Origin of the sequence: Pseudoalteromonas sp. OF5H-5 (genome assembly GCF_021530695.1) — a bacterium.
Classification (GTDB): domain Bacteria; phylum Pseudomonadota; class Gammaproteobacteria; order Enterobacterales; family Alteromonadaceae; genus Pseudoalteromonas.
In genome coordinates this window covers 51,004-65,664 of the sequence record NZ_JAKGBF010000022.1, presented here as the reverse complement: position 1 = coordinate 65,664, position 14,661 = coordinate 51,004, and the positions used below count along the sequence as shown (strand labels likewise).

General features: G+C 41.8%; 5 protein-coding genes. All 5 read right to left on the bottom strand.

The genetic code is table 11. The features are described from left to right. A partial coding sequence (locus L1271_RS22110) for a condensation domain-containing protein (RefSeq protein WP_235368814.1) occupies positions 1 to 449 on the bottom strand: 449 nt, incomplete at its 3' end. Positions 450 to 553: 104 nt separating this feature from the next. Then, on the bottom strand, positions 554 to 7,177 hold the full coding sequence (locus tag L1271_RS22105; RefSeq protein ID WP_235368813.1) for a non-ribosomal peptide synthetase: 6,624 nt from the start codon (positions 7,175 to 7,177) through the stop codon (positions 554 to 556). 11 nt (positions 7,178 to 7,188) lie between these two features. Continuing rightward, on the bottom strand, positions 7,189 to 7,959 hold the full coding sequence (locus tag L1271_RS22100; RefSeq protein ID WP_010604336.1) for a phytanoyl-CoA dioxygenase family protein: 771 nt from the start codon (positions 7,957 to 7,959) through the stop codon (positions 7,189 to 7,191). Continuing rightward, the gene (locus tag L1271_RS22095) at positions 7,956 to 11,366 is read right to left on the bottom strand and encodes a non-ribosomal peptide synthetase (RefSeq protein WP_235368812.1); all 3,411 of its coding nucleotides are present in this window, start codon (positions 11,364 to 11,366) and stop codon (positions 7,956 to 7,958) included. The genes L1271_RS22100 and L1271_RS22095 overlap by 4 nt, the downstream gene beginning before the upstream one ends. After that, positions 11,363 to 14,656, bottom strand: coding sequence for a type I polyketide synthase (locus L1271_RS22090; protein WP_206472328.1), 3,294 nt, complete (start codon positions 14,654 to 14,656; stop codon positions 11,363 to 11,365). The genes L1271_RS22095 and L1271_RS22090 overlap by 4 nt, the downstream gene beginning before the upstream one ends. Between the last annotated feature and the right edge of the window lie 5 nt (positions 14,657 to 14,661).

Below are 14,661 nucleotides of genomic sequence, written 5' to 3'. Positions count from 1 at the left end.
GCCACATTTTCAGGTTCATGGATATATTGATACACCACGCCTGCTTCATCATAATAATTGGTTCTTAGCACCTCATGACGCGCAATTATCCGCTGAAAAACACGCTCAACTACAGGCAGCGATAATTCACCTTTTACAGTCAAGGCCACTGGCATGTTGTACTCTGGTGAGCCTCCTTTGAGATGATCTATAAACCATAAACGCTGCTGCGAAAATGACGTTGGTAACGTCTGGCTTTCTCTTGGATAGGCTTGAACTGTTCTATCTAAGTTGCTCTGGGTTAACTGTAGTTCTAAGTGCTCGATAACAAGGTCTTTGTTAGCAACTACCATTGCTTTTATATCGTCGGGAAAACTCCCTTTGTTTAGTTTATACGCTAACCGACCATCTTTTAAATAGAGGTGAACACCGCTCTTGACTGCATTAATTATTATATTTTCAGCTTTCATAATTATCTTAGAGGTAATCTACTCATTCCTTGCCCCTCCAAATCCACATGTAAGCAGATTTGGAGGGTTTTTATTGTTCTTGTTGTACGATTCAATACACGTTCTTATAAAAAGAACTCTTCTTCGTCTTCTTTGAGAGAAACTTCCCCTCTACTCAATTGAATAGACTCAATATAGGAAGCAATTGTCCGCACCGTGGCACTTTCAAAAAGCATAGAGAGCGGTAACTGCACTTTAAACTCTTGCTCAACGAAACTAGCAAATCTTGTTGCTAAGATTGAGTGGCCACCAGAGTCGAAGAAGCTCGCTTCAACACTAATTTTTTCTACTCCCAAAAGAGTTTCCCACTGCTTACAGAGACTGCTTTCAATTTCTGTGTCGGGGGCAACATAAACTACTGTTGAATTGACTTCTCCCACCTTGGGCAAGGCTTTCCGATCTATCTTTCCATTGCTATTGATTGGCATTTGCTCAAGTTTTTGAATAACGCTTGGAAGCATATAAGAAGGGATCATCTCGCGTAAGCGCTCTTTTAGCTCTTGCTCGGATATATCGGATGATTCATAAAAAGCAAGTAACTGAGTCCCTCCGAGCGTATCTTCGTGTGTCGTAACCGCAGCTAATTCGATGTTACACGCTAAAATGGCAGCTTCCACTTCATTTAAATCGATTCGGTAGCCTCTTATTTTAACCTGTGAGTCTTTCCTTCCGACAAACTGCAATACCCCATCAACGCTCGCTTTCACAAGGTCGCCACTGCGATATACTGGCCATTCCAGGCCTGCTTCAGCACATACACTTTGGCTTAGAAATGCTTCGTCATCTACCGAGTTAATATAACCTTTAGCCACCCCAAATCCGCTAATGTAAAGCTCGCCTACAACCCCTGCTGGTACAGCTCTCATTTCATTGTCTAATATCGATAGATTTACATTGAGTATGGGTGAGCCAATATGAGGGCTTGAGTTTGTTGTTATTTCTCCCCAACAAGTGTTGATGCTACATTCAGTTGGACCATACATATTAAAGGCTTTTCTTGCTATAGATTGCTGATACTTGGCTACTTTATTCCACATCACAGGATCAATTGCATCCCCTCCGATAAGCCAATTTACTTGAGGTATTTCAGCTAGCCTGAAGATTTCATTTATCATCACAGGAGTACTATCTACAATATCAGCCTTTAGTAACTGTAGCTCTGAACACAATATGCTAGGGTTATACCTAGCTTGTTCGGACACCATACAAAGTGAAATACCGTTTAATAAAGCAGATATACCCTTCATCGCCCCATCAAATGCACCTGATAGTGTCCAGCCCCAGCGACTCGCTCCGGTTGCTTCCAGAATGTCTGCCTTTAGTGCTGTACTATGGTTTACCAAATTTTGGTGACTTACAACGACCCCCTTAGGCCGACCAGTAGAGCCCGAAGTGAAAATCACATAAGCTGCACTTTTGGCATCAATAGTCGTTGGTTGTGGTTCTGAGGTATAGCTTGTAGCCTCCTCGATGCATAAATCCAAGTTAGCAAAAGGTGCGCTGACCTTTTTTGACAGCTCGTCATGATCACCTAGAACAACTGTCACATTAGCTTGGTCACATATGTAGCTCACTCGCTCTGTTGGGTAACTTGGATCAATGGGTACAAAGGCTGCACCACATTTCAAGACAGCTAGAACTGCAACGACATAGCTCTGTGAACGATTGACGACAATACCGACAAATTTGTTTTCTTTAACACCATGAGTTTGGCGTAAGTAATTTGCTAACTGATTCGCCGATTTATTAAGCTCAGCGAAAGACAGTGTATTTTGCGTTGTAACCACTGCATCCACATCAGGCGTCTGAACGGCAGTCGCTTCAAACAGGTTGTGCGCTAAGGGTATTTCTTTACAGCTCTTAGGCCACCCCGTTTTAGATGTTATTTTGGGAAGCTCACTACTAGGTAAGCAAGCTAGCTTCGTAACTTCTCCAGCATGACCAGATACTAGCGCCGAGCAAATACTTGCCATCGCAGATGCAAAAATATTTTGCACTCTTGAGGCGTACTCTCCCATCGCTTTAACTTCAACGGTGAACGACTTCTTATCATTGAAATCATCAACTGAGACAACCAAAGGGTAGTTCGTTGTTTCCTTCAGGGATAAGCTACGCAGACCTAAAGTACTTTGCACCGCACTCTCAGATTTTGACCGTCTATAATTAAATAGCGAACTAAACAAAGGAGTATCCGAAGTTAACCCACTCTGTTGCTGCGCTATAGCCAAAGGTACATGCTCAAATAAAACGAGTTCATTTAAGCATGCTTCCGTTTTTCGCAACAGCATTTCGGCACTCAGGTTCTTAAGTTCTAAGTGTACTGGGACAGTGTTTATCATCGTCCCCATCACTTTATCAACCCCACTTACACCATCAAGCCTACCCGACATCACCGTCCCGAATATCACTCGACTACTAGCACTTGCAATAGAGATTGTTAGAGATAAAGCCATGTGGAATAGAATAGCGGGAGATACACGATATGCTCGAGATAATGCTCTGATTTCTGCACTCAATTTTTCAGATAAATCATGATTCAACTGAACAACATCGCTACCATCACCATGGACACTCGACAAGTTAAATGGATAACAACCTTGCGTTACATCATTTAAGTAATCTTTATAAAATGCCTTTGCCGCTTCTAAGTCACAGTGTTCCTTAATAAACGCTATTTGCTCTCTAAACTGATGCGCAGGCGCTTTTAATTCTTGCCCATTTAAAATTGCAGCAAGCTCTTGACCAATCATCTCTAAACCAGCGTGATCTACGATAAGGTGATGGCACTGAATAACTAAATAAGACTTTGTAGTCGTTGAATTTCTTGCCAAGGTTATATTTACTAAAGGTGCTTGGCTAATTGTCATCTTTGAGCGTAACGACGGTGCTATCACTTCTAAAACGTCGGTATCATCGTCATCGCAACTGAACTCCCATTCATCCACAACGAATTCAACTTCTTTACATACAACTTGCACAGGTTCAGCAACGCCTTGCCACTGAACTTGCGTTCTTAGTACATCATGCCTTAATAGAATGACCTCAAAGGCCTGCTGCAACGTTGATAAAGAAGTTGTTTGTGGTAATTCGATGACAGAATTTAGAATATAAGGATCCACGTCAGCGCCAAGCATATAGTGGAATAGAAACCCTTCTTGAACAGGGCTCAGTGGATAGATGTCCTGAATATTATCAATTCCTTTAGGAACTAGCTTCGCAATACTTTCGAGCTCACTGTTAGAAAGGTTTACAAGTGTCAAATGTTCGGGTTTAAGACTTTCTCCATCTTGCAACTCCTTGTTCTTAGGCGCTTGATACAGCCGCTTTTCACCTTCATTTACGCTCACTATATCCGCTAACTCTGCTAACGTATTTACGGAAAACAAGTGGCGAGCTTCTATAATGATGCCTTTACGCTTAGCTTTTGAGATCAGCTCCATACCTAAAACAGAATGCCCACCAAGAGAAAAGAAGTTATCTTTCCTTCCTACTTTTTCCAATCCCAAACATTCTGCAAAAAGCTCACACAATAGGGCTTCAATTTTATTTTTGGGAGCTTCATACTCAGCGAGTGCTTGGCTAAAGTCAGGTTCAGGTAAAGCTTTGCGGTCAAGCTTCCCATTTGCGGTCAACGGGAAGCTTGGCAACAACATAATTGCACTTGGCACCATATAATCAGGTAAGGTACCGAACAGATACTCGCGAATACGTGATGGCTTCCACTCTTCTGTCATTACAACGTACGCAACTAACTGAATGTTTTTTGACTTGTCTGGTACAGCTACGACATGCGCACCTTCAACTTTTGGATGAGCAAGCAACTGACTTTCAATATCACCTATCTCAACTCGGAATCCCCTAACCTTTAGTTGATTATCTAAGCGACCTACAAACTCAATGTTACCGTCTGGTAAATAACGTCCTAAATCACCTGTTCGATAGATTTTTTGTTGTAATTCAGGATGGTATAAGAAATGCTTTTCGGTGATTTCACTCGCATTGTAGTATTCACGAGCAACACCTTTTCCGCCGATAAACAACTCCCCCGTCACACCGGTAGGACAGTGTTGGAGCTGCGAATTAAGTATATAGAATGCTTGATTACCTAAAGGCTTACCGTATGGCACACTTCGACGATCGCTCAAATCCTCAGTAATGGGGTAATGAATCGACCAAATCGACCCCTCCGTTGCTCCTCCAAGACTAAAGAGTTTTGCATTCCTAAAGCGACGCCATATACGCTTAGGTAATGAGGTTGGGATCCAATCTCCACTCATCAACACGATACGTAAAGGCGCAATATCTTGTCGGTTATCAGCTTCGAGTAACTCAGTGATTAGTCCCATAGATAAGGGTACTGTATTCCAAACTGTTATTTCATGCTTTTCCAGCATGTCAAGCCAGTGATGAGGGTCTTTCGCCAATTCAGGAGCTGGAAAGACTAGCACTCCACCGACCGCTAACATACCAAAAATATCATATACAGACAGGTCGAAGCTCAATGCAGATACACATAAAACTTTATCCTTATGCGTAACCTCATATTTACTGTTGATATCAAGTAAAGTGTTAACTACTGCTTGATGTTCAATCGCTACCCCTTTAGGTACACCTGTTGAACCTGATGTGAAAATGACATAGGCCAACTGATTTATCTGTTGCGGAGCTCGATAATTTTCAAAGTATGCAATAACCTCTTTGGTAGAAATACCTGTGTTGTCGATGCGGCTCAAGTCGATATATTGATACTCTTCTGATGATAATAACTGCTGTTGACTATCAACTAAACAGACTTTTACCTGTGCCTGCACTAAAATATCGCGACACCTTTCAACCGGCCAGCTGGTTTCAAGAGGCAAATATGCCCCTCCTGCAATCAAAATAGCTAATGTGGCAATGACCTGCGCTCTACCTTTTTCAGCTCTTACAGCAACCAGCTCCTCGACAGTAATCTGCCCAGATAGCTTGCTCGCAACGAGCAAAGCATGTCTTAGCAAATCAAAATAGGTCATCTCCCCTTGAGAGTCTACGAGTGCTATGGCAGCTGGAGTTTTTAGTGCTTGCTGTATAAACAATTCATGCATACACAGGTCTTCAAGATAAGCAACAGAAGTCGCATTCCATTTATTTACAACTGTCTCGTACTCAGATGCTGTCAGCAAAGGCATTGTATCTAGTGAGGCGTTGGGGTTAGCTACCGCTTGAGTGATTAGCTGGTTAAAATGCCCTGCCATCACTTTAATCGTATCATCATTGAATAACGCTGTTGCATACTCCCATGTGAACTCTATCTGCTCACCAACTTCTCTCACATGCACTGTTAAATCAAACTTCGTCGTGGTTATTGGCTGTTCCACGTTACTCAATGCCAAATTAGGCAGCTTTAGTGCCTCCTGATCATTATTTTGCATCGCCAACATAACCTGAAATATAGGATGATATGCAGGGCTTCTTTCGATATTTAGAATTTCAACTAAGTTCTCAAAGGGAATAGCTTGGTGCTCAAAGGCTTCAAATATGGTGTTCCGGCTTACTTCTAGCGCCTTAACTAAACTTAATTTGGCAGGGTTGATAGTTCGTAAAACAAGAGTATTGACAAACAACCCAATTAGTCTTGCAAGCTCAGCATTATCCCTTCCCGCGACAGGGGTTCCTATAACAACATCATTTTCATTACTGTAGCGAGACATCAATGCAGCGAAAAGCGCATGAACTCCGGCAAAAAGTGATGCATTTTGCTCAACACAGAATGTTTTCAAAGCCTTACTTTGTGATGCGGGAAGTTGAATACTAAATGTCGTACCTTGGTTATCCGGTCTTTGTGGTCTCGGTTTATCAAGTGGCAAGCTATGCGCCATAGGTATGTCTGCAAGCTGCGTTTTCCAGTAGCTACCGAGTTGATCTAGTAACGTTCCGCGCAACTGTGCCTTCTGCCACACCGCAAAGTCTGAATATTGGATAGGCAATTCAGGTAAGCTTACATCACGATGTTCGAGCACTGCACTATAGCACTCTACAAATTCGTTTATTAAGATCCCTAACGACCAACCATCAGAGGCAATATGATGCATGTTCACCCCAACAACATATTTGTTATTGGAGAGCTTGATGAGATGACAACGGATCATAAGATCATTTTCTAAATCAAAACTTCTAGATGCCTCTAGGCTGAGCAGTTCAGTGAGCTTTTTATTTACCAGCTCCGCACTTAAATGCTCGATAGAGGTTTGCTTGATAGGGAAACTTTCAATATCGTGGACCTGCAAAGTAACTTGACCATCTAGTTCATGGTATGTTGTGCGTAGTACTTCATGTCGCTGTATAACTTCTACAAACGCCCGTTCAATAGCGTGTAAATCTATTTCACCCTCTAACTGAAAAGCACCTGGCATGTTATAGTGGGCGCTTCCGCCTTCAATATTATCAATCAACCAAAAGCGCTGTTGGGCGAAAGATACCGATGCCTCAGATGCTTTCTCGATAGCATCTTGAGTACTGTAACCGGAACTTGAATTTAAACTTGATAATCCTTCAAAAAAGGCAATGATTTCGTTTTTATTTTGAATAATTTTTTGCTTTAGCTGTTCTGGAAACTCATCTACAGATAGTTCATATTTCAACTGTCCTGCTTCATCTAATGAGAGAAAAACCCCTGCCGACGCAGCATCATTAATTAATTCCTTCACCATTATCATACTCCTTAATAAGTGACTGGTGAGCACAAAAACTCGGGCCGGCTTGAAAGAGACTTGCTTACGTTACTCACTTTGTTGTAGGTCAGAATAAGCAACCGTCTATCCGTTGGCCCTAAGTTATTAGGGCTACCATGAATAGTTTGTGGATGGAAAACGATGACATCGCCTTTTTTACCTATTGCGGGAGCAACACCATTCATCTGAATTTGCTTGTCAACTTCTTCAATTGGCACTTGGAAAGTAAGCGCTGAAGCCACATCATTCGACCATGATTTATCAGGCTGAGCTTCAAGCGTTATATTTTGGCAGAGGTTCCCTTGCGTATGCGAGTTTGGAATAAACCACAAAGGACCAGAAATAAAGTCCACATCATCGAGAAATATGGCGATATTGACTAGTTCTTCTTTCTCTATATGGTCATTATTATGCCAAAACACAAAATCTTGATGCCATGGCCAGAATTCCCCAACCCCTTTTTTCTTAACATTTACTTTGGATTGATGCACATAGCAGTTGTCACCTAGGGTTTTCCGAACGATACCAAGTAATTTTTCCTGTTTTACTAATGTGGAGAAAAACTCATGGTACAAGTGAATACCATGAATGCCGCGTACCGTAACTCCATCTTGCTCATAGACAACCCCCCGTTTTTCAACACCAATATGATCTCGAAGGTGCATTTCTAAGGTCTCAATATCGTTTTGAGAAAACACGCCCTCTAACTTAACCACGCCTTCATGTAGATAATTTTCTAGTGATAGTTTAAGTTCTTTCATAGCACCCCCTCCTCCTTGATTGTTTGTCCAGCCTTTAGGCTCTCAACATTCTGCAAATAATTTAGCTCATCGAATAAGCGCGCTTGCTCCCTCAAAATAGGGGCTTCCATAATCGTTTTTACTGATAGTTTTATGCCGGTTTCTTGCTGGATCCCAGCAGAGAGTTGTGATGCAAGTAACGAGTGCCCACCTAAGTTAAAGAAGTTATCATTACGGCCTACTTTCTCAACATTGAGCAATGATTGCCACGCACCTTGAAGGCGGTACTCTGTCGGAGTTTCAGGTTCACTATAGTGACTTTCTAGTACCGAGAAATCAGCCTTAGGCAACGCATTTTTGTCTACTTTTCCGTTGATATTAAATGTAAATGAAGTGACTTCGATAAATAAGCTTGGACACATGTAGTAAGGTAGCTTGGAAAGCAAAAATTCATTTAGCTCAGTTTGTGAAGGTGTTCTTCCCTTTACAGTAAAGTAAGCAATTAGCTTGCTATCTCCGTTGAATTCATCACATTTTACGGATGCCATATCTACGTCTGGATGCAATGCTAAGGTAGTCTCCACTTCACTTAGTTCAACTCGGAAGCCTCTCAGTTTCACCTGTTGGTCGCTTCTACCTAAATACTCTAAGTTGCCATTTGACGTCCAACGAACCAAATCTCCCGTACGATAAAATCGCTCACCCAAATGAGGATAATGAGGTAGCTCAGTAAACTTTTCCTTCGTCAGCTCTGGCTCTCCGAGATACTGATCGGCCAAGCATGCACCTGTGATATACAACTCCCCCATAGCGCCTACAGGTACTTGATAGCCAAACTCGTCAAGTACCAAGCAGCTCACATTCGCTATTGGCGACCCAATATTAGGTATATCAGCCCAAGTCTCTGGTACTTTTGAGAGATTTAATGCAGTCACAACGTGTGTCTCTGTAGGACCATAATGATTAACAAGTTGTATTCGATTATTGCGTGAAAAGAACTTTCTGATCGCTGGAGTTATTTTTAGTTGCTCAGCCGTAGATATCACACAATTCAGTTGCGCTGGATTGACGTGACTTTCTACCCAATAACTCAATAAAATGTGCAGCATTGAGTGTGGCAAATTTAAAACGCTGACATCATGATCCACAATCGTTTTACTAAGATAGTCTAGGTCACTCATACACTCTCGACGAGTTAGTACCAACTTACCATGGTTACTAAGTGCCATAAAAATATCAGTAAAGCTCATATCAAAACCGATTGATGCGTATTGCAACCAAGTAGGCTGTTTCGTTAAAAGAGGTTGAGCAACCCCAATGGTCACAATCAAATTCAACAGCGCTTTATGTGACATCTGTACCGCTTTTGGCTTACCTGTAGAGCCTGAGGTGTGTAAAACATAGCAGGGCGACTCTAGTAGCCCCACTTCGAGCACCGGATTAGTAACTGGGTAATTACTCAAAATTAGCGATGACAGTTGCCTTTTATTATTGTGCTCACTGATGCACGCCTGAGAGCAGTCTCCATATATCAACAAGCTATTTGGGTAATTTTGTAATATCTGATCAATACGCTCTAAAGGTAATGCTTCGTCGATTGGAATATAGCCTGCACCCGCTTTCAATATGGCCATCAACGTTATAATTTGATCTATGCCCCTCGGAACTAAAAATGCCACTAAATCACCAGGTTTAACATTCTCAGTCTCAATTAAGTAATGGGCTAATTTATTCGCTTGCGCGTTTAAACTGCCATAGCTAATTGTCTCTTCTTTATCAACTAACGCGATACTCTCTGGGTAATCTCTAGCCGTGCTCTCAAATGCTTCTTGCACAGAGGCACCAGCAAGAGGAACCGCTTCTTTCGTCTGTAATTTCTCTAGCTGTATTTGTTGCTTCTTATTAACTATCGAGAAATCTGAACAATTTATTTCGGGATTATTTAAAAAGGTATCAATGAGCAGTATGAAGCTGTCATGCAAACTCTTAATCGTTTCTTCTTTAAAAAGTGCTGTTGCATACATCCAACTAATATCGAGCTCATCATTAAGCTCCGTGATGTGAAGCTCTATATCAAATCGCACAGTATGGGCATCAAAGTTTTTCAGCTCCATTTTTGTGTCAGCGAATTCAAGCATCATCTCAGGCGTGTTTTGCATCACAAATAGCACCTGAAATAGATTTGAACCGCTTACCAAGCGCTCTCCCGCCCTCTCAGAAATAAGCACATCGATTGGCACTTCTTGATGCGAAAAGTCATTCAATAGATTAGTTTTATTCTGTCGAAGAATATCAATTAAGCTTTGTTTAGCATCAATTTGTACTCTTGTTGGTAAGGTATTAACAAAAAAGCCTATTAATGACTCCAGCTGAGGATTCAGCCTATTTGCAATGGGTGCACCTATAGTGTTGTCGTATTGACCACTCACTTTAGCGATTAGCACACCAAGCAGGCCATGTAACAGCATGAACAAGGTTGTCTCTTCTCGTGCAGCAAGTTTTTTCAGTTTAGCCAGCCTCAGGGAATCAAGCTTAAACTGCTGTGTCCTACCGCTATAATCCAACTGACGTGGGCGTGGAAAATCATATGGAAGTTGATTTACTTTTGGCGCACCCTTTAGCCTTTCAAGCCAATATTCAATCCCTTCATTTTGCATTTCCATCCATTCAGGGGAACGCTGCCAAAATGCATAATCTGCATACTGAATATCTAATGGAGCCAAACTCTCATCTGATTTCTCAACCGCATGAAGATACAATTGACATAGCTCTTTACTACAAACACCACCGGAAAATCCATCTGTTGCGATGTGGTGTATAACAAACAACACTAAATATCTTTCTTTCGTTCTAAATAATTTAACTCTGATAGGAGCATCACGTTCCAAATCAAAATAGATATTTATACTTGTTCTGATCTGCGCTTCTATTTCTTCATCGTTTTTATGAACCACGGAAACAAGCTCGCAGATTTTTGTCATGTCGATACTTTCCATTGGCATTACAAACTGAAACGGCATTCCTAAATTTTCGCCATAACAAGTCCGCAATATTTCATGCCGCTCTATCAACTTGCGCACAGCAAGTTGAAAGCAGGAAAAATCAATCTCACCACTAATATCGAATAAGAAGTGACTGTTGTAATACTCGTTGCCTGACGCAAACTTTTGCGCTAAGTACAAGCTTTGCTGTGAAAATGACAGTGGTATTTCACAAGCTTTATCGACCTTTTGAATCGTGTGGCGTTTCTTATTATCTTTATAAAGCTTATTTAAAAACGACTTCAACGCTTCTTTATTACTTATCAGTGTCGTCTTCAGGCTATCAGGAATTCCCGTTTTTGGTAATTCACAAACCAGCTTGTCACCTTTGATATTTAATTTAACGTGATGAGCCCGAAGCTCTTGTAAAAGTGCCTCAACATTCATAGTTCAAGCACCTCAACAGGTTCAGTCGTATCGGCCTCACTATTTTCTTGCTCAAGTAACCACATCCGAGTTTCAATTAATTCGGAAAGTGCAGAAATAGTTGGTAATTGCAATAATTCCTGAAGTGGTATCTCAAATTCAAACTGCTTGCGCATTTTGGTTACTAAGGCAGCCGCCATTAAGCTATGCCCACCCATTTCAAAGAAATTATCTTCTATTCCAACTGGGCTATACCCCAAAACTTCTTGCCATTGCTGCGCTAGTAGTGATTCAAGCTCCGTTCTTGGTTCAACATAATCAGGCGCAAAACTTGGACGGCTATGATTGGAAGCCAATGCAAGGTCATCACTACTACCATCAATTTGAGACTCTATATTTGCAAACTTTAACTCTAAGCCTTCACCTTTGACATCCATACTACTACCAAGAATAGTCGCAAGCTGCTCTGTAACACCTTGTTGCATCGCCTTGATAGCTGCCAATTGTGCGTCTGACAACGTCGTATGTTGTTCAACCGCTTTTAACTCCCAACGTAATGCCCCCTCTACAAGCGGTTTTGTGGTGCTGGGCATATCAGAATCTTTCGTTAAAATTAAATCAGGTTTAAATAACTGCTTACCTGTTGCTGCAGGTTCAATCCAATATCTTTTTGGCTCAAATGCATAGGTAGGAAGACGAACTCTGTGGCGCTTTTGCGTAGAATAATACTCTTCAAAAGGTAGTGTGATCCCCGCTGCCCATATTTCAGCACGCGTAAATGCGATACTTTCCAGAGTCAACTCTTGCTCTGCAGGTTTAGGTAATGTACTTGCAACATGAGCTTGGTTATTGCTCAACGTCTTTATAAATGATCGTAAGGTAGTCCCTGGGCCAACTTCAACGTACACACGGCTAGTATCCTCAGACCATAATGTCTCTAAGCCATCATTAAATTTCACAGTTTGACGCAGGTGTTTAGCCCAATATTCTGGGCTGCAAACTTCTTCCTCAGCCCAATCACCCGATACATTTGAGATAAACGGGATAGTTGGTTTATTCATCGGTATTGTGCTTGCAAACTCTATGAATGGCTGAAGTGCAGCAGCCATCATCCCGCTGTGAAACGCATGAGATGTATGTAGCAGAGAAGCTTCAATTCCTGCTGCATTTAGTTCAGCTAATAAAGCGTCAACTGCTTCAGGCTGCCCTCCCAAAACCTGTGAATGTTCGCTATTTTGAACGCAATGCCAAACTCCCTCTCTTACCCAGTTAGACACTTCACTTGCAGCGATTGGAATCGACAACATTTTGCCATGTGGCATACCCGCCATGAGCTCACCACGCTTTGCAACGAGTCTTATTGCATTTTCCAGAGTAAATACACCGGACAAACACGCTGCAACATACTCACCGATACTGTGACCAATCATGCTTTGTGGTTTTACATCCCAACTTATTAGCAGTTTAGCTAGTGCATAACTAACACTAAATAAACTTAATTGAGCATTCTGAGTTTGTTTAAGTTGTGTACTGGCAGCAGTTGAATTCTCACAAAACAAAAGTTCTTTTAAGGACAAAGAGCAATGCGTGTGTATTAATTCAAAGCACTGATCTAAATGCTTTTTGAACTCAGCTTCATTTTCATATAAAGCTTTCGCCATACCGACATACTGACTACCTTGACCGGGGAACATAAAACAAATATCTCGCTCTGTTTTGTTCTGGGCACTATGGATCGTGAATCGCTTGTCGTCTCCTGTCAGCTTATTCTTTAATTCATCTATTGAACTGACAACAGTGACAAACTTGTGTTTAAAATTTCTCCTACCGACTTGTAACGTGTAAGCAACGTCAGCAATATTTAGCTCTGGGCAGCACTTCAAGTGCTCAAGCAGGTTTTCTTTCGTTTTTACTAATGAGGATGCTGTTTTTGCAGACAACACGATTAGATGAAGTCCACTAGCTGAATCAGACTTAGGTAACTCAGGCGCTTCTTCTACGATTAAATGTGCATTCGTTCCACCAATGCCAAATGAACTAATACCAGCTCTTAACTTGTCACCTGCACTTGGTTCCCACGGGATCGTTTTATCAACAACGAAAAATGGGCTATTAGCAAAATCAATTTTTGGATTAGGTTGTTCAAAGTTTAGACTTGCAGGTATCTTGTGATGCTCCATCCCCTTCAACGTCTTTATCATACTGGCAACTCCCCCCGCTGATACGAGGTGCCCAATATTTGTTTTCACAGAACCAATGCCACAGAATTGCTTTTTATCCGTATAGCGTTGAAATGCTCTAGTCAAACCAGATACTTCTATCGGATCCCCCAAGTTAGTACCTGTTCCATGTGCTTCTATATAGCTAATCGTCGCAGGATCTATCTCTGCGCTTTCAAGAGCTTCTGTAATACACCTCGATTGCCCTTCAGGGCTTGGCGCGGTATAACTTGCTTTGTCCCCGCCATCGTTATTAATTGCACTGCTCTTTAGTACGCCAAGGATCTGATCGCCATCTTCTAGTGCATCTTCCATGCGTTTCAAAGCAACAAGCGCAATACCATTCCCAGCAACTGTACCGGCAGCCCTCGCATCGAAGGCTCTACAGTGACCATCAAAGGACCCTATGCCGCCCTCTTGGTAAAATAAAGCATCTTCTCTTGAGTTTGATATTGTAACTCCTCCAGCTACCGCAATGTCACATTGATATGCAAGCAACGCTTCCCTCGCATAGTGAACAGCAACAGCTGAAGACGAACATAAAGTATTAATATTGATACTAGGTCCAGATAAGCCAAGCTTGTAGCTTGCTCTTGTCGAGACAAAGTCTTGTCCCGTTGAGAGAGAGACTTTAAAGGTCCCAACGTCCCTTACATAGTCTTGGTGTGATAATAAGTTTCTCGACAGATAGGAACTAGCACCGGCTCCACTATAAACACCAATGATGTTGTCGCCTTCTTCAGCACCATAACCCGCTCTTTCTAACAGCTCCCAAATTACCTCAAGGAAGATCCGATGCTGTGGGTCTAACAATTCAGCTTCTCTAGGCGAGAAACCAAAGAATTCAGCATCAAAATTCTCAACGCCTTCAAGTACCCCCTCAGCACCAACAAAGTTCGGGTTTTCTAAAAGTGCAGGATCAACCCCTAAGTTCAATAGCTCTTCTTGACTAAAAAACCTGACTGACTCGACACCATTTTCAAGGTTATGCCAAAACTCTTCGACACTGTTTGCACCGGGGAAGCGACCAGCCATTGAAATAACGGCAATGTCATCCTGATAATATTCTTTTAATTCTTCTGTTGATTTCATTTTCT